At 58.9% G+C, this 15,888-nt stretch carries 16 protein-coding genes; 5 read left to right on the forward strand and 11 right to left on the reverse strand.

Annotated elements, in window-relative coordinates; genetic code table 11:
• Positions 1 to 26: 26 nt before the first annotated feature.
• The 7 genes from V476_RS03510 to V476_RS03540 form a co-directional block, all read right to left on the reverse strand.
• Positions 27 to 809, reverse strand: coding sequence for an iron-containing redox enzyme family protein (locus tag V476_RS03510; protein ID WP_003314645.1), 783 nt, complete (start codon positions 807 to 809; stop codon positions 27 to 29).
• Positions 810 to 840: 31 nt separating this feature from the next.
• Positions 841 to 3,303, reverse strand: a complete 2,463-nt coding sequence (locus tag V476_RS03515) for an EAL domain-containing protein (RefSeq protein ID WP_004416784.1) — start codon at positions 3,301 to 3,303, stop codon at positions 841 to 843.
• A gap of 123 nt (positions 3,304 to 3,426) precedes the next feature.
• On the reverse strand, positions 3,427 to 5,253 hold the full coding sequence (locus V476_RS03520) for an ABC transporter ATP-binding protein (protein ID WP_004416781.1): 1,827 nt from the start codon (positions 5,251 to 5,253) through the stop codon (positions 3,427 to 3,429).
• Positions 5,246 to 5,878, reverse strand: a complete 633-nt coding sequence (locus V476_RS03525; RefSeq protein ID WP_024960057.1) for a DsbA family protein — start codon at positions 5,876 to 5,878, stop codon at positions 5,246 to 5,248. The genes V476_RS03520 and V476_RS03525 overlap by 8 nt, the downstream gene beginning before the upstream one ends.
• A gap of 3 nt (positions 5,879 to 5,881) precedes the next feature.
• Positions 5,882 to 6,820, reverse strand: a complete 939-nt coding sequence (trhO, locus tag V476_RS03530; RefSeq protein WP_032629148.1) for an oxygen-dependent tRNA uridine(34) hydroxylase TrhO — start codon at positions 6,818 to 6,820, stop codon at positions 5,882 to 5,884.
• A 186-nt stretch (positions 6,821 to 7,006) separates the two neighbouring features.
• Entirely contained in the window at positions 7,007 to 7,300 is a 294-nt protein-coding gene (locus tag V476_RS03535; protein ID WP_003314638.1) for a BolA family protein, read from the reverse strand.
• Between the two features lie 15 nt (positions 7,301 to 7,315).
• Positions 7,316 to 7,843 carry a DUF2059 domain-containing protein gene (locus V476_RS03540; protein WP_003314637.1) on the reverse strand — a complete coding sequence of 176 codons (528 nt, stop codon included), beginning with the start codon at positions 7,841 to 7,843 and terminating at the stop codon, positions 7,316 to 7,318.
• Positions 7,844 to 8,012: 169 nt separating this feature from the next.
• Here V476_RS03540 and V476_RS03545 point away from each other — a divergent pair, with 169 nt between their 5' ends.
• Both V476_RS03545 and V476_RS03550 read left to right on the forward strand, forming a co-directional pair.
• Complete coding sequence (locus V476_RS03545) at positions 8,013 to 9,407, forward strand: class II fumarate hydratase (RefSeq protein ID WP_003342769.1); 1,395 nt, start codon at positions 8,013 to 8,015, stop codon at positions 9,405 to 9,407.
• Entirely contained in the window at positions 9,400 to 10,014 is a 615-nt protein-coding gene (locus V476_RS03550; protein WP_024960055.1) for an NAD(P)H-dependent oxidoreductase, read from the forward strand. The genes V476_RS03545 and V476_RS03550 overlap by 8 nt, the downstream gene beginning before the upstream one ends.
• Positions 10,015 to 10,034: 20 nt before the next feature.
• On the opposite strand, the gene V476_RS03555 is transcribed toward V476_RS03550, so the two are convergent.
• The gene (locus V476_RS03555) at positions 10,035 to 10,994 is read right to left on the reverse strand and encodes a DMT family transporter (RefSeq protein WP_003314634.1); all 960 of its coding nucleotides are present in this window, start codon (positions 10,992 to 10,994) and stop codon (positions 10,035 to 10,037) included.
• Between the two features lie 102 nt (positions 10,995 to 11,096).
• Positions 11,097 to 11,696 carry a tRNA-uridine aminocarboxypropyltransferase gene (locus V476_RS03560; RefSeq protein WP_017279519.1) on the reverse strand — a complete coding sequence of 200 codons (600 nt, stop codon included), beginning with the start codon at positions 11,694 to 11,696 and terminating at the stop codon, positions 11,097 to 11,099.
• A gap of 225 nt (positions 11,697 to 11,921) precedes the next feature.
• On the opposite strand from V476_RS03560, the gene V476_RS03565 reads away from it, so the two are divergent.
• Positions 11,922 to 12,218, forward strand: coding sequence for a hypothetical protein (locus V476_RS03565; RefSeq protein ID WP_024960054.1), 297 nt, complete (start codon positions 11,922 to 11,924; stop codon positions 12,216 to 12,218).
• An 86-nt stretch (positions 12,219 to 12,304) separates the two neighbouring features.
• On the opposite strand, the gene V476_RS29050 is transcribed toward V476_RS03565, so the two are convergent.
• Together V476_RS29050 and V476_RS03570 are read right to left on the reverse strand one after the other, a co-directional pair.
• A complete protein-coding gene (locus tag V476_RS29050) occupies positions 12,305 to 12,427 on the reverse strand; it encodes a PA1414 family protein (protein WP_003418154.1) in 123 nt (40 codons plus the stop codon).
• A 200-nt stretch (positions 12,428 to 12,627) separates the two neighbouring features.
• Positions 12,628 to 13,992, reverse strand: coding sequence for a DNA recombination protein RmuC (locus V476_RS03570; protein ID WP_161420716.1), 1,365 nt, complete (start codon positions 13,990 to 13,992; stop codon positions 12,628 to 12,630).
• 752 nt (positions 13,993 to 14,744) lie between these two features.
• On the opposite strand from V476_RS03570, the gene V476_RS03575 reads away from it, so the two are divergent.
• Both V476_RS03575 and V476_RS03580 read left to right on the forward strand, forming a co-directional pair.
• Positions 14,745 to 15,050 carry a hypothetical protein gene (locus V476_RS03575; protein WP_024960053.1) on the forward strand — a complete coding sequence of 102 codons (306 nt, stop codon included), beginning with the start codon at positions 14,745 to 14,747 and terminating at the stop codon, positions 15,048 to 15,050.
• A gap of 481 nt (positions 15,051 to 15,531) precedes the next feature.
• A complete protein-coding gene (locus tag V476_RS03580; RefSeq protein WP_002554588.1) occupies positions 15,532 to 15,750 on the forward strand; it encodes a hypothetical protein in 219 nt (72 codons plus the stop codon).
• Positions 15,751 to 15,888: the final 138 nt, after the last annotated feature.

Below are 15,888 nucleotides of genomic sequence, written 5' to 3' on the forward strand. Positions count from 1 at the left end.
ACTCTCTCCTGCCGTCTCGCCCGTCCTTACGCCTCCAGCGCGGCAACACGTCCTCGCGGCTTGACCCTGTCCATCTGCATGCAACGTTCAAGAAACAGGTACATATAGTCGTAGCTTTTGGTAACGGCCTGACGCAGCTCGGCCTGCAATTGCACACTCGGCTTGCTACCCACCAACGTACAAATAATCTCGAGCGCCTCCCAAGGGTGCGCGTCGTCGTACTGTGCATGCATCTTGAGCCACTTCATGGCTTTCTTGCGTGTCTCTTCAGGAAAGGCTTCGGCGTACACACCGCTGGAGCAGACCACGGCCGACCATTCGCCGGTCGCCCCCTCAATGGCGTAGTTGGTAGCCGCCATCGCCACGGCCAGCGAATCTGACGAACTGGTCTGCCAGCACCAGTGGCTCAGCGCGTGCAACTCGGGCGCTACCCGCTGATCGTGCAAGTCTTCAAGCGTCACTTCATGGGCCGCACACCAGTTCACCCAGTAGTCGGCATGATTGAGTTCGACACGGATATTGCGCATCAGCCAGCGGCGCGCCATGTCTTCACCCGGGTGACGACCAAAACGGGTCTTGGTGAGATTCTTGGCCATGTACACCGCAAACTGCTCGACGACTGGCCACCCGCCGATCAGGTAGTGCCGCATGATCTGCGGACTCAACTTCGCGTCACGCATTTGCTGGTACAACTCGTGCTCGACCACCCGCGCTTTTGCAGCGCTGCAATCCTTGATCAAATGCTGCGCCCAGGCCGGATAACTGCTGGCTTCCATGAGCGGACCGGTTCTTTCGAAAGCGTCGATCACTGGGGTATCTCCTTATGAGGGTTTCAACTGATTAACGTAGCGTTCCTGGCGCGCCGAACATCAGGGGGTCAGGCCGTACGGGCTGAATATAAAGACTCTCGCAAGTGAACAATTCAGGGCGGGAAATCAGATAGCCCTGTGCAAAATCCACGCCCATTTCCTGCAACGCAGCTTCGATCTGCGGCGTCTCAACGTACTCCGCAATGGTGCGTTTGCCCATGACATGGCCGATATTGTTGATCACCTCGACCATCGCCTTGTTGATCGGGTTGTCGAGCATGTCCTTTACAAAACTGCCATCGATCTTCAGGAAATCCACCGGCAAATGCTTGAGATAGGCAAAGGACGACATGCCCGAGCAGAAATCATCAAGGGAAAACTGACAGCCCAATCCCTTCAACTCGTTGATGAATCTGATCGCACTTTGCAGGTCGGCAATCGCACTGGTCTCGGTGATCTCGAAGCAGATCATCCCGGGCGATACGGCAAACGTCTCGAATTGCTGTTTCAGGTATTCGAGGAACGTATCATCTCCGATACTCGATCCTGACAAATTTATAGCACATAGCGCCTGTGGCACCTGATGCCGATCATCACTCTGGCACTGAGCTATGACTTTGAACACATTGTGTACCACCCAGCGATCCAGGGTGGTCATGAGTCCGTAGCGCTCGGCGGCCGGAATGAAATTGTCCGGGACGACCATTCGCCCGGACTCGTCGCGCAGGCGCAGGAGGATTTCAATGTGTCGTACTTCACCCGCCTCGCCCTTTATCGAAGCGATTTCCTGCGCATAAAGGCAAAAGCGATTCTCGTCCATGGCCATATGCAGGCGCTGTATCCAGGCCATCTCGCCAAAACGCATCGACAGCGTCAGATCATCCACACTGTAGGCCTGGACCCGATTGCGACCTCTTTCCTTGGCCATATAGCAAGCCATGTCAGCGGCCGACAATGATCCTTCCAGAGACGCCGGCGTGTCGCCGAGGTGCACCAGGCCAATACTGACGGTAGCCATGAATGGCCGGCCTTTCCACATGAAATGCAGACGCTGCACCGCCTCGCGCAACGCCTCGGCAATATCGAGCGCCGTTTCGGCGGGACAATCGACCAACAACACACCGAATTCGTCACCTCCCAGCCGGGCCAGCGTGTCGCCGTCACGCAAACCCTGCGGCAAGGCCCGGCAAAGCTGACGCAATAGCTCATCACCCGCCGCATGGCCACCGGTATCATTGACCAGCTTGAACTGATCCAGATCGAGAAACATCAGGCAGTGGCTGCGGCCCTGACCGCAGTCTTCATCGAGCACTCGCTGCAAGCGGCGTTCGAATTCACTGCGGTTGACCAGCCCCGTCAGCGGATCATGGGCAGCCTGCCAGGACAGATCGGCGATGTACTGCTGCTCCTGGGTCATGTCATGCAGCACCAGCACCGCACCACTGATCACGCCTTCGGTGTAGATCGGCGTACCTACCAGCGCGACCGACACCGTGCTGCCATCAAGCCGCTGAATCAGCTTGCTGTTGGCGCTGCCGCCCTTGAGTTTGCCGGTAATGATCTGCTCGACCAGCGTTGACTGGTCCTTCTGATCGTTTTCATCCAGCAGATTGAACAGTGCAGCCAGAGGAAGCCCGCTGGCCTGAGTACTTTTCCAATGGGTGAGGCCCTCGGCGGCAGGGTTCATGTAAACAATGGCGCCGGCCACATCGATGGTGATCACCCCGTCGCCGATAGACTCCAGCGTGATCTGTGCGCGCTCCTTCTCCAGTTGCAGGGCATCGGCAAATACACGCCGCTGAACGATCAGACGTCGCACCCGCAGCAGCGCCAAGAGAATCAGTAACACGGCGGTGACCAGGTTGACCGCTATCAACAGGTTGAGGATCAGCCTGGAGCCTTCGCCCAGTGCATCACTGAAAGCGCGCGCAGCAGGCGTTACGCCTTCATCGATCACATTGATCTGCTCGCGCCATTGGTCGACCTCGGCGGCGCTCACAGCGCCCTGCCCGACCCGCTCATGAATATGCCGCGCAAGCTCGTCGAGCTGCATGAGGTAGCCGTCACCCACTTCCCAGAAATGGATGACCTGCTTCATGAAGCTGAAGCTATGGAAATTCATGTACATCCAGATGATGCCGTTAACATCGTCCGGGTGATTGCCGCCTTGAATGATTCCACTTCTGGCATCGGCCAGCGACGGGTTGGGCTGATCAAGGGCTTTGCGTAGCGCCTGGCCGCCCTGAGGTACGGAAAAGGCTTTTTGATACTTGAGGTAGTCACGCTCATCGTGACGGCTGGCGTACAGGCTCAGGTAGTGAATGGCGTCCTTCTGCCCCTTGGACCAGAGGCTCTCCCCCGCCACATAGCTGCGTACCGCAGACATGGTGTAGAGACTGACGCACCCCAGCAACGCCTGAAACAGGGCGACGGCAATGAAAGGCCACACGATGCCCAACAGACGGGGCTTGGAGAAGGTCCATGCTTGCTTCATGGGTTTCACGTCACCACATGCCTGAATAAACGTCTAGCGCAGAGACTAGGCTAAATTCGCCCGTGATGGCAGGTGATTCTCCCGCAATCGAGCCAACCTGTGCGCTGATAGAGGCTTCGCACATCAGATTTGTTGCAAATGTCCGTACAGTTTGGCGTACAGACCTCCATCGGCAATCAACTGCTGATGGTCACCGTCTTCAACAATACGCCCGCCATCGAACACCAGCACCCGGTCAGCCTGCTTCACGGCCGACAGGCGATGGGCAATGATCAGCGTCGTGCGGCTGCGTAGAAAACGTGCGAGCGCCTGATGCAGGTTGTACTCGGTGGCAGCGTCCAGCGCCGAGGTGGCCTCATCGAGGATCACCACTTTGGGGTCGGACAGCACCATGCGCGCGATGGCCATGCGCTGGCGCTGGCCACCCGACATTCTGACCCCGGAGCGTCCGACAACGCTGTCCAGACCTTGTGGCAGATCGCGGATCGCAGGGTCGAGTTGCGCAACCTCCAGCGCGCGCCAGCAGTCTTCATCGCTGCAGTCACGGCCCATGGTCAGGTTGGCGCGTACGGTGTCATTGAACAGGGCCGGATGCTGCAGCACCACGGCGACGTTCTCACGCACGGTCTCCAGGCCGATATCCTGCTGGCTGACGCCGCCAAATCGGATCACCCCGGTACGGGCCGTATAGAGCCCGAGCAGCAACTGCACCAAGGTGCTCTTGCCGCCGCCGCTGGCACCGACAATGGCGACCTTTTCTCCCGGCGCGATGTTCAGGTTCAACTGGTCCAGCACCAGGTCTTCGCCATAGCCGAAAGTCAGGCCACGCACTTCGACCCCTACTGTTTCCTTGCCCTCGAACGGGTCGGTGCCACCGGCATATTGCGGCTCGTCGGCACGCGCCAGCAGCTCGTTGATGCGCGTCAGAGCTCCGCCGGCTGCGTAGTAGGCGTATTGCAGGTTCAGCAGTTGCTCCACCGGCGTCATCATGAACCACAGGTAGCTGAACACCGCGAGCATCTGCCCAATGGACAGGTCCGAGAACAACACGGTAAGCATTGCCGCGGCGCGAAAGATATCGATACCGAACTGGAACAGCAGCCCGCTGGCACGGCCCGAGGCGTCGCTTTTCCATTGTGAATTGATTGCGTAGTCACGCACTTCCTGCGCACGCACGCCCAGGCGCCCCAGAAAGAAGCCTTGTCGGTTTCCCGCCCGGACTTCCTGAATCGCATCCAGCGTCTCGCTCAGCGCCTGGGTGAACCGCGACGTGCTGTCGTTCTCCAGCTTCTTGAGGTGCTTGACGCGCTTGCCCAGTTTTACCGTGAGGAGGATGACCAGCGGGTTGAACAGCATAATCAGCAGTGCCAGCTTCCAGTGCATCCACATCAGAATGCCCGCGGTGCCTGCCAGGGTCAGCGTGGCCACCAGCAGACGACTGAGGGTTTCACCGACGAACTTGTCCAGCGTATCCAGATCGGTGACCAGGTGCGTGGTCACCGTGCCGCTGCCCAGGCTTTCGTATTCACGCAGGGAAATGCGCTTGAGCCGCTCGATCAGCCGCAGCCGGATACGATAGACGATGTCCTTGGCCAGCCCGGCGAACAGCCGCGCCTGCAACACATTGAACACCAGCGCTCCGACCCGCAGCACCAGTGTCAACGACAGCATCAGGCCAATGTAGCCCGCCGCCTTTTGCCAACTGCCAGGCAGTAGGTGATCCATGACCTTGAGCGCAGCATCGCCACGGCCCAGCAACACCTCGTCGACCAGCAACGGCAGCAGCAACGGGATAGGCACACTGCACAGTGTGGCCAGCACCGCGACACCGTTGGCCAGCCACAGGGACTTTTTATGCCGCAAGGCGAGACGACGGATCTCGGCCCAGCTCAATGCATCGCTGCGCGTGGCGTGCGACGGTCGGGCAGCCTCAGTCACCTCATCATGCACTGGCTGCACGCTCCAGCCATCGACCCAGCAAGGGCGAAAGGCTGCTCAGTGGCTGATAACCGTTGGTCAGCAGCGCCAGCTGACCATTGCGCTCGGCCAGCAGGGTCGGGAAGCCGGCAATGCCCAGATCCTGTGCCCAGGCAAAATCGGCAGCGGTGGCCGCTTGCCGCGGAGGACTTTCAAACTCATCGGCAAATGCCTGACGCGACAGCCCCGTCTGCTCCGCGAGCTCAGCCAGCAATGACGGACGCGTTACGTCACGGGCTTCGCTATAGAAAGCCCGCTGGATGAGTCCGACCAGTTGCCAGGCGCGATCCGGGTCCAGCTGCCGTGCCGCAGTGACGGCCAGGCAGGCAGGTGTAGTGTCGTAGACAAACCCTTCCGGCAGCGCACCTTCGCGACAAAACGGCTGGCCGGTGGCCTCTTCGACCGCCTGCCAGTGTTCAAGAATGTAACGACGTTTGGCAGGCTCCAGCGCCGCACCTTCGGAGCGCAGCCCGCCCATCACCAGATGCAGCGGCACGCCCGCCGCCCGAGCCTGTTGCACCAACGCGTCGGCAACCGGGGCAAAGCCCCAACACCAGGAACACATCGGGTCCATGACATAGATCAGGCGGGCAGACATGGCTCAGGCCTCGGAGGGTAAACGATAGTTGCGACCGATCGGATGAGGCTGGTTACGTGCCTTGGCCAGTTCGATCTGCTTTTGCCGGTCGATGGCGCTGCGACGCGTCTTCTCGCTCAGCGAATCCCAGCAATGCGGACAACTGACGCCCGGCGAGTAATGCTCGCTGGCGCGGTCTTCGGCACTGATAGGCGTACGGCAGGCGTGGCACTGATCATAATCGCCTTCGGTCAGGTCGTGTCGCACCGTGACCCGATTGTCGAACACGAAACACTCGCCGCGCCAGTGACTTTCCTGCTCGGGGACCTCTTCCAGATACTTGAGAATGCCGCCCTTGAGGTGATAGACCTCTTCGAAGCCCTCGCCGAGCATGTAACTCGACGCTTTTTCGCAGCGGATGCCACCGGTGCAGAACATGGCGACTTTCTTGTGTACTGCCGGGTCGAAATGCGCCTTGATGTATTCCGGAAACTCTCGAAACGACGTGGTTTTCGGATCGATGGCGCCCTCGAAGGTGCCGATCGAGACTTCGTAATCGTTGCGGGTATCGATCAGCAGCACTTCGGGATCGCTGATCAGGTTGTTCCAGTCCTTGGGCTCGACGTACGTACCGACGCTCTTGTTCGGGTCGACGCCTTCGACGCCCAGGGTCACGATCTCTTTCTTGAGCTTGACCTTGGTGCGATAGAACGGCTGCTCGTCGCAGTAGGATTCCTTGTGGTCGATGTCGACCAGGCGCGGGTCGTTCTTCAACCACGCCATCAGGCCATCGATGCCTTCGCGACTGCCGGACACCGTGCCGTTGATGCCCTCGTCGGCGATCAACAGCGTGCCCTTGATGCCGTTGTCGATCATCGCCTGCAACAGCGGCTCGCGCAGTTCCACGTAATCGCTGAGGGTAACGAACTTGTACAGCGCAGCCACGACGATCGGCTGAGTCATCGGCTCTTGAGTCATGTATCTCTCCAGTGGCGACCCTCGCAAAGGGCCTACCGGGTAAAAAATTGCGGACCAAAAAAACGCACCGGCCAGGCGGCGCGGTGCGGATTCTAGCAAAAACCGGAGTACAGCAGGCAGCTCGGCGGGTCAATCGCCCCGGCAAGGGGGCCGGATCAGTAAAAGCCCTGATCAATGCCCGCCGGCACAGGTCGGCGAAGCAGGCGCTGCACCGATCTTCGACCATTCTTCAGGCGTGTACGTGTGCAGCGCCAGCGCATGAAACTCGCCCATGAGCGGGCCCAGCGTGGCGTAAACCTTCTGGTGCCGCTTGACCGAGTTCAGGCCCTGAAACTGATCACTGACCAGAACAGCCTTGTAATGGGTCTGCTGACCACGACTGTGCATATGACTCTCGTCGAGCACTTGCAGGTGGTGCGGTTGCAGCAGCGCAAGCGCCGACTCGATTCGTTGTTGCATGGTCATGATGGAAATCGCCTGTCAGGGCTTTTTGGCCGGAGCCGGAGCAGCTGCCTTGGCAGGTTCCAGTTCGGCAGTCATGTCAGCCAGCAGCTTGTTGACGACTGGAACAGCGCTTTCCAGCTTGCTCTGGGTCAGCTGGGCCGACTGCTGAGCCAGCTCAGGCATCTTGGTCATCACTTTCTTGCCCAGTGGAGACTGGTAGAACGCAACCAGATCCTTCAGCTCGCTTTCGGTGAAGTTGGCGGTGTAGAGCTTGACCATCTCAGGCTTGAGCTTGTTCCAGCCAATGGCTTGGTCCAGAGCGGTATTGGCCTTGGCCTGATAAGTTTCAAGCAGGGCTTTTTTCGACGCAGGTGCCTTGGTTTCAGCAAAACGCTGAGCGAACATCTGCTGAACCTGAGCGTAGACCGGAGCGCCCAGGCGATCGGCGTTGGCAAGCTTCAGGAACGTTTCGGCGCTCGCGTTGTGACTGGCGGTGTCGGCGAAAACCTGGCCGCTGGCACAGACCAGGGCTACCGCGGTACAAATGGCACGAAGACGGGTCATCGAGTTTCCTTATCTAGCAAACGAGGCATTACCCCAGGGCCGACCATTCTGCGCTTATCTGGGCTTTTGGCTCAACCCCCGGTTCACCCAGCGGTTAAAAAGCACTGCGCGGGAACCCTGTGGGCATATGGACACCTAACCCTGCAACGTACTTAAAGGAGTAAGACCAGTGAGCCGCACCGAAACCGACAGCATTGGCCCGATCGAAGTCCCCGAAGATGCCTACTGGGGCGCGCAGACCCAACGCTCACTGATCAATTTTGCGATTGGCGACCAGCGAATGCCGCTGCCCGTCCTGCACGCGCTGACACTGATCAAGAAAGCCGCCGCACGGGTCAACGACCGAAATGGCGATCTGCCTGCCGATATCGCCCGCCTGATCGAGCAGGCCGCCGACGAAGTGCTCGACGGTCAGCATGACGCGCAATTTCCGCTGGTGGTCTGGCAGACCGGCAGTGGCACGCAGAGCAACATGAACGTCAACGAGGTGATCGCTGGCCGCGCCAACGAGCTGGCTGGCCAAGGTCGTGGCGGCAAGTCGCCAGTCCATCCCAACGATCATGTCAATCGCTCGCAAAGCTCCAACGACTGCTTCCCGACAGCCATGCACATCGCCACTGCCCAGGCGGTCAAGGAGCAACTGCTGCCCGCCATCGCCGAGCTGTCCAGCGGTCTGGCCGAACAGGCGGCGCGGCACATGAAGCTGGTCAAGACCGGGCGCACGCACATGATGGATGCGACGCCGATCACCTTCGGCCAAGAGCTGTCGGGATTTGTCGCGCAACTCGATTACGCGGAAAAAGCCATTCGCGCCGCTCTGCCCGCCGTCTACGAGCTGGCTCAGGGCGGTACAGCAGTCGGCACCGGGCTCAATGCACCCAAAGGGTTTGCCGAGGCCATTGCCGCAGAACTGGCCGCACTCTCAGGCCTGCCATTCGTCACCGCCCCCAACAAGTTCGCCGCGCTGGCCGGTCATGAGCCACTTGCTGCGCTGTCCGGCGCATTGAAGACGCTGGCCGGTACGCTGATGAAAATCGCCAACGACCTGCGCCTGCTGGGCTCAGGCCCACGTGCCGGGCTGGCAGAAGTCAGACTGCCTGCCAATGAGCCAGGCAGTTCGATCATGCCCGGCAAGGTCAATCCGACCCAGTGCGAGGCCTTGTCCATGCTGGCCTGCCAGGTCATGGGTAACGACGTGACCATCGGTTTTGCCGCCAGTCAGGGTCACCTGCAACTGAACGTTTACAAGCCGGTGATCATTCATAACGTTCTGCAGTCGATTCGCCTGCTGGCCGATGGCTGCAGCAATTTCAACGAGCACTGCATCGCGGGCATGGAGCCGGATGGCGAAAAAATGGCCGAGCACCTGGAGCGCGGCCTGATGCTGGTCACCGCCCTCAATCCGCATATCGGCTATGACAAGTCGGCGCAGATTGCCAAGAAAGCCTACACCGAAGGTCTGACCTTGCGCGAGGCGGCATTGGCGCTGGGTTACCTGACCGATGAAGAGTTCGACGCCTGGGTGCGGCCGGACAAAATGCTCGAGGCAGGCAGTAATGGCTGATGCCAGAAGCGGCGCAACGCCACTGGAAGGTAATGGCAAACGAATCCTGATGGTCTACGGCACGCCGAAGGCCATCAGTTTCTGTCACGCCCTGGGTGACGCCTATGCGCATACCGCGCGTGGCGAAGGGCACGTGGTGCGGGTCATCAAGCTGGGCGAACTGGACTTCGATCCGATTCTGCACAACGGCTACGATCAGACTCAGACCCTTGAACCCGACCTGCTCGAAGCCCAGCGTCAGATCCACTGGGCCGAGCATCTGGTCTTCGTCTACCCGGTTTGGTGGGGCGGCTTGCCTGCCTTGCTGACTGGCTTTTTCGACCGGGTACTGACACCCGGGTTTGCGTTCAAGGTGCATGGCCGCAAGCACTCATCCAATGAACTGCTTCGCGGCCGGACGGCGGAACTGCTGGTCGCCATGGACACGCCGCCGCGCTACTTTAAATGGATTTACGGCGCGCCGGCGCACCGCCAGATGGTGCGGACCATACTCGGCTTTTGCGGGATCAAGACCAAACGCCTGACCGAGTTTGCCCCGGTACACAGCGCCAGCGAACAGCAGCGCCAGGAATGGATTATTCAGGCGCAGGGGCTGGGCAGACGCTGATCTGCCCCACCACCCGCACGTCAGGCCTGCGCAAGCCGCGCCTTGCGCGCCCTGAGGCCGGCGACCAGCGAAGGGCCAAGCGCAGTCAGCGCCGACCCGGCCACCACCAACAGCGCACCGCCGTATCCCAGCATGTTCAACTCTTCAGCCAGCACGTAATCCGGCCACAGCCAGGCGGCAACCGCCACGGCGGTTAGCGTGACCAGGGGCGTCAGCGCCAACGTCGCACTGACCCGCGAAGCCTCCCAGTGCGCCAGCGCTTCGGCGAAGGCACCGTAGGCCACCAGCGTGTTCAGACAGCAGGCCAGCAGCAGCCAGCCTTGCAACGGGCTCAACAGCAACGCCTCGGCAGGGTGCGCCCACGGCGTGAGCAACAACGCGCAAAACAGGTAGATCACCATCATCACCTGCAGCGAATTCCATACCGTCAGGAGCTGCTTCTGACTCAGCCCGTAAAACGTCCATATGGTCGAGGCCAGGAGCACCACCAGCACGCCCAGGGTGTAGTCACCCAACGAGGTGAAAAGCTCCACCAGACGCTGATTGAAAAAGAATCCGAAGCCCACCAGCAGTACCATCAGGCCGATGCCCTGCCCCAGACTGAAACGCTCCTTGAACAGAAAGATGCTGCTGATCAGCAGAAAAATCGGACCGACCTGAACCAGCAATTGCGTGGTGCCCGGGCTCAGCAGGCGCAAGCCAATGAGGTACAGCACATAGTTGCCGACCAGACCGAACACAGCCAGCCCGACCAGCACCCTGCCCTTGCGCCCCAGCACTTTGAAGCTGGGCAGGCGCTTGACCGACGCCAGCCAGATGAACAACAGCGCACCGGACACAGCCAGGCGGAACCAGGTCACTGTCACAGGATCCATCACCTGCAGCACCTGCTTGAGCTTGATCGGCAAAATGCCCCACAGCAGCGCGGTCAACAGTGACAGACAAAGGCCATAGACCCAGCGACCAGACGAGATATGCATTGCAACTTCCGCAAGAGGGTTAAAACAGAACATTCATTCTAGGCGCTGATCGGCAAAGCAACAGTTACAGCTGGGTGCAGTTAACGGCGCGAATTGTGTTCCTTATCCCTGCCCGCCGTGATTGCGCTGGTAGGTCTCACTGCCCATGGCCTGAATCTGACCTTCGATCAACGCATCGAACGGCTTCAGCAACGCCTCGAACGAGGTGGGTGCTTCCAGCGTCTGCAAGGTATGCACGATGGCCTCGAGCGTCGACAAGGCCTCCGGGCCCGGCGCCTTGCGCAAGCGATAACGCGAAACAGGCACGTCGCCCGGCGTCACCCTTGGCAGCTCGGCGAGCAAGGGGTTGAGGTGCAGCAGTTTGCGCGCCTTGCGCCACGTGCCATCCGGCACGACCAGCAGCGTGGGCAGTGAATCCTGCGCATAAGGCGTCAGCGTCTGCGCAGCCTCACCCGGAAACAGCAATCGAGGCTGATAACCGGGCGGATTCAGAATCCGCTGCAGATCGTCGAACACTTCACCCACCAACAACTGCGCATTGACCAGACCGAGCGCGGCCAGTCGGGCGGTGTTCAAGGCATGGCCGACTTCATCGGGATGCTGCAGGATCAACACTCGCGTGCGACTGTCCAGCTGTGGAATCAGGGCGCACAGACAATGCGTGGCAGGACGCAGACAACGTTCACAACGGGCGCGGGACATCGATGGGTACTCGGTCAATCTCACAAGGTTAAAGAAGCTGCACTGCGCGATGAATCAGCATTGCCGCAAACCGCTTGTCGAACAGCCAGGCATTTTAAACAAATCAGCCTCCCAACGGCGGAGCAATCCGCAGCCGCAACGGCGATTTGAGCTAGCCTCATGGGTCTGGGCTGGAGAAATGAAGTACGCCTGCTGTATCTGACAAGATCCACATCAGGGGCTTTCATGAATCGCGAAGAGATCAGGCAAAAGGTATTCGACGCCCTGGGTATCATTCTAGTGGACAAGAGCGCCATTCAGGATGACGCAACGCTCGCCGATCTGGCCCTTGATGACGAGGATATCGAGCGCTTTTTCAGCGCGCTGGAGGAAGCCTTCGATTTCACCCTCCCTGAAGCCATCAGAAGACAGGCAACCGCCAGACCAGATCAGTTTGCGCTGGACAGCATCGTCAAGCTGATTTTGCATGAGCTGAAAAAGGAACCGGGAAAGTCAGAGGAAAAGCCCGGGCATCAGCATTGAAAGCCAGCCCTTGTATCGGGACGCCCTGTGCGCCCCGACGAAATTCAACATGCGCATTACCCTGTGACCAGGGTCAGGCGAGAGGCTTACCGGCGTTGGCGGCGACGATCATCGTCGGCACGAACCGGAATGGGTTGCAGTTTTGGGCGTTCTATCAGACCCAATGCAACGCCTACATCGTGGAGCCATTCTTGCAGTTTGCTATTCATAGAGCCCCCTTGAGGGAAATACTCGGCAGTCGATCCGTACTCATCACTCACTAGAGATCATAGAAGCAAATGAACTGTTAGCCGAGTGCAACGAGAAACAATTTTCCCGATGGAGCCAATGTGACATTTGTGCAGGATCGCTTCTAGTCTTTGCGACGGACGGCCTGTTACTGAACATTACGCCGACGAGTCGACCAGACTCAGTCTGGCGGACTGATCAGGCCATCGCCGTCGGTCATCGCCCGCTCCAGTAAATCGGCGGGCAGACTCTTGCTGGCGCGCGCCCCCAGCAGTTTGAGCTGCTCGCTGCGGCTGATCAGGTTGCCACGCCCTTCCGTCAGCTTGTTTCGCGCAGCCGAGTAAGCCTTGTCCAGTTGTTGCAGGCGGTTGCCCACCTCATCCAGATCCTGGATGAACAATACGAACTTGTCATACAGCCAGCCTGCGCGTTCGGCGATCTCACGGGCGTTCTGGCTCTGACGCTCCTGCTTCCAGAGGCTGTCAATCACCCGCAAGGTGGCCAGCAGGGTCGTGGGGCTGACAATAACGATGTTGCGGTCGAAGGCTTCCTGGAAGAGGTTCGGCTCGGCCTGCAGGGCGGCAGAAAAAGCGGCCTCGATAGGCACGAAGAGCAGAACGAAATCCAGGCTATGAAGCCCTTCGAGACGCTTATAATCCTTGCCCGACAAGCCTTTGACATGGTTACGCAACGACAGTACGTGCTGCTTCAGCGCAGCCTGACCAATGACCTCGTCATCGGCAGACACATATTGCTGGTAGGCCGTCAGGCTGACCTTGGCGTCGACCACCACCTGCTTGTCGCCCGGCAACATGATCAACACGTCAGGCTGAAAGCGTTCGCCGTCCGGCCCCTTGAGGCTGATTTGCGTCTGGTACTCACGGCCCTTTTCAAGCCCGGCATGCTCCAGCACGCGCTCCAGGATCAGCTCGCCCCAGTTGCCCTGGGTCTTCTGCCCCTTCAAGGCGCGTGTCAGGTTGGTCGCCTCATCACTCAAACGCTGATTCAACTGCTGCAGACGTTCTAGCTCCTTGGCCAGGGAAAAGCGTTCGCGCGCTTCGTTCTGGTAACTCTCCTCGACACGCTTTTCGAACGACTGGATACGCTCCTTGAGCGGCGTGAGCAATTGGCCCAGCTGCTGCTGGCTGGTCTCGGCGAAGCGCTGCTCGCGCTCATCGAAAATCTTGCCCGCCAGTTCAGCGAACTGCGCGCGCAGCTCATCCCGGGACCCCTGCAGATCGTTCAGGCGCTGCTGATGGCCATCCTGCTGTTCGCGCAGCTCAGCGTTAAGCGCTGCACACTGCGCATCAAGGCGACGCAACTCTGCCTCTCTGGCGGCACGCTCATGATTCCAGTCCTGTGCCGTTTCGCGCGCGTTATCGCTTTCCTGGCGCAACAACTCGACCTCGCGGCGCAAAGCCGCCAGATCAGCCTGCTTGGCGGCATTGGCCTGACTGAGGTCGCTGACCTCGTCACGGCACGCATCCAGCTGGGCGTTGAGACCTTCCTGCGCCATTTGCGCCATGCTCAAACGCTCATCGAGCAACGCGCTCTCGGCCTGACGAGCGGCCAGACGGCGCTGCAGATGCCAAAGCAGGCCCAGCAAGGGCAACGCTGCTGCGCCAAGCCCCAGTAACAGGCTGTTCAGGTCCAGTGCCATTAAAGACTCCATGCGGGCTGAATAATAAAGGCCAGCGGCAGATTGAGTAGAGCGTGATAGTGCAGCAGAAACATCATCTCGGGTGAGACGGGATCAACAGGCGGGGGCAAATCGGGGGAACGGATTGTACGCGCTTTCAGCACGGCACACAGCCCCTATTAGGGGGACATTTGCGCGGGACAATCCACAGAAGCTGTGGATAACTCAGTGGACAACCGCCCTTTAACTTCCGCAAACGCAAGCAGCATGGGGCCTGCGCTCAAACTGACGATTTTTTCACCAGCTAAAAAAAACGATGTTTTTCATTGACTTAATAATTCACCATCATAAATCAAACCCTTAGCTTCGCTTGTGACAGTGATGTCGCAGATTGTGGCGCTAATGTGCACAACTCCTCATCAGGGCCGTTTTTGGTCATTTCATGCATCATTTATTGCGTGCCCGAACGCATCGCATTCTCAATGAATACAAGGCTCTCAGCAGGTTTTCGGTTTCTGGTTCGACATTGATGAAGAGGCATTTTGCGCATTATTCAGGGCAATGAAAGCAACACAGGCGACAAATTGCACATAGTGCGGTCCAAGCACTGCCAAAAATGCTCCCCATCCTAATGAACCAACGATTCAGTGAAGGAATCCATGAAGGAGATCGCCCAGTTCTTCCTGCTGCTGTTGGCTGTTTGCTTCGTCGCCCTGGCAGTCAGTATCGTGCTGCCACCCCCGGACGGCGGCGTGTTCGCCTACAGCGTGCTGCTGTCAGCGATCGCCCTGATGCTGATCATCTGCGGTGACCTGAGCAGCGGGCGCATCAACGCGACAGGCGACATCATGCGCGCCATCGAAAGCCGCAGGTCGCTTCGGCTTACTGTCACCGCCTACGTGCTGGGCTGCTCGATGGTTGCGTCAATCACCGTACTGATCTATAGATTGGCCGGGCACTGGTGAAGTTTTATACACTGCCACTTGCAATGTCCAGATGAGGCGGGTAATATCGCCACCGTTAGTACCAAGCTGAAAATCAATTCCGGTCGACAAGTCCCCCGACAGACACTCCTCCATGCGACGAGAATGTTGGCAACAAGGGATCGACCACCTCGATGGTTTCCAGACATGAACCTTTCGCGCTGATGCACCATTTGGGGTGACAGTGCAGTCATGGCCCTCATGGTCTGCTTCAACCAGCCTGCAATTGATCAGGATCTTCACCCGGAGCGTAGAACCTTTGCTCCTGTTGTGTTGCCTGCCCTCCTAAGTACCTACCGGTCAGCCAGAGCGCCATACGATAAAGCGCGCTTCAACTGCCTGTCTTTGTTCCAGTCAGGTTCTCCGCCCAGCCAGGCTTTTGTATCAAATGTCGGCCCGCGTTTACTGGAATCTTTATTTTTGCACGGTATTGTTCCGTGTTGCTTCAGGAAACACCTTGAATATGAATACTCAGACTCAACATGCAATTCACACATTGACCAACGCTTTTGCCCCAATGAACTGCCTGATCATGGCCGCTCGCAAAGGCTGCTTCAGTTTCACCATCGTCAATGAACACGGCATCGCCCGCCACAGCGAACGCCTGTACCCCGATCAGTACGCCAGCGCCGAACCGCTGCAGGCCGTGATCGAGCGTACCCGTCAGGCCCTCATCGCCTGACAAAAACGTTGCACCGCAAGCCAAAAGCCCCGCACTGCAAAGGCGGGGCTTTTTTTATGCGCGCTTTATAACAGTGTCATTATGCGACGATAAGGCTCTGGAACTGCGCTAATTCGAAGTTCCTACTCCTTCGGCAGG

It is taken from the genome of Pseudomonas syringae KCTC 12500 (assembly GCF_000507185.2).
Taxonomy (GTDB): domain Bacteria; phylum Pseudomonadota; class Gammaproteobacteria; order Pseudomonadales; family Pseudomonadaceae; genus Aquipseudomonas; species Aquipseudomonas syringae.